This window comes from Streptomyces sp. NPDC005492 (assembly GCF_040605995.1).
GTDB lineage: Bacteria > Actinomycetota > Actinomycetes > Streptomycetales > Streptomycetaceae > Streptomyces.
The window spans coordinates 1-1,051 of record NZ_JBEXDX010000128.1; the positions used below are offsets into that span (position 1 = coordinate 1).

The following is a 1,051-nucleotide window of genomic DNA, read 5'->3' on the forward strand; positions in this document are numbered from 1 at the left end:
GCCCGAACGCCTTGCGTCCTGCCGCAAGGATTACGACGCCATTCTCGCGGACGGCGAGGCAGCCAATCCGCGCGCACCGCCTTCCGGCAAACGCGGGCTCGCGGCCGGCGTGATCGAAGCGGTGCGGCGATTCCGGCTTGACGGTCATGCCGCAGACGGGGTCGGTGATCGGGTGGTGCTCGTGCATGGCTGTGTCTCCCTTCTTGTATGGCGGCGCGCCGGCGGCGATCGGCTAATCGAGGTGTCCGGAATTAGTTGACCACTACAGTCTGATCCGGCGAAGATTGGCATAACCCAGCCCCTACCTGTTTGTAATTCCCCTTTTATCTATCAATTCACTTGGGGTCGTCTCAGAAAACGGAATTTAAAGCACGCTAAGGACTAGCGTGCTACTTCTCGCAAACGAAGGTCTGCGAGAAGCTTTGTCGAGAAGACGGCACGGCCTAGTGTCGATGTGGCCGGGGAGTTCTCGAAAACCGTTCTCGGTTCAAACGGCTTGGAACGGCGAGTTTCAAGAACGCTGAACGGTCGCCAGCGGCAAGAACAGGGTGAGCGGCGGGTCAGGCAAGGCAATGAAGCCATGATGTCGGTAGAAAGCCGCTACCCCCTCGTCCTTGGCGTCCACCATCAGGGCGAAGGCGGCAATCTCCGAACGGGCTGCACGTTCGAGCGCGTCAGCCAGAAGCGCACCGCCGAGACCTTGGCCCGTGAATTCCTGATCGACAGCCAGGCGGCCCATACGAACGGCGGGCACGGTCGGATAGCGCGGCAGCTTCTTGCCGATGCTGGCCGGAAGATCGGCCAGCAGCAGGCTTGCCGAGGCCAAGGTGTAATAGCCCGCAATGCGCGGCCCGTCTGCCAGGGCCACGAAGCAGGCGGCAACGCGGCGACGAATGTCCTGCGTGACTTGCTCTTGCAGGTAGCGATTCAGCGGCTCCGAATCACTGCGAAAGGCAGCGCGATCATGTGCGGCATCGAGCGGCGCGAGCCGGAACGGTGCGCCGCTCATTCAGCGCGCAAGAGTTTGCGGCGACGGGCAAAGGCACGTTCC

The 1,051-nt window shown here is 62.2% G+C and carries 2 protein-coding genes; both read right to left on the reverse strand.

All coding sequences use genetic code 11. The features are described 5' to 3' along the window. A partial coding sequence (locus ABZT04_RS45975; protein ID WP_356066712.1) for a hypothetical protein occupies positions 1-187 on the reverse strand: 187 nt, incomplete at its 3' end. Between the two features lie 324 nt (positions 188-511). Then, entirely contained in the window at positions 512-1,009 is a 498-nt protein-coding gene (locus ABZT04_RS45980) for a GNAT family N-acetyltransferase (RefSeq protein WP_024542658.1), read from the reverse strand. Positions 1,010-1,051: the final 42 nt, after the last annotated feature.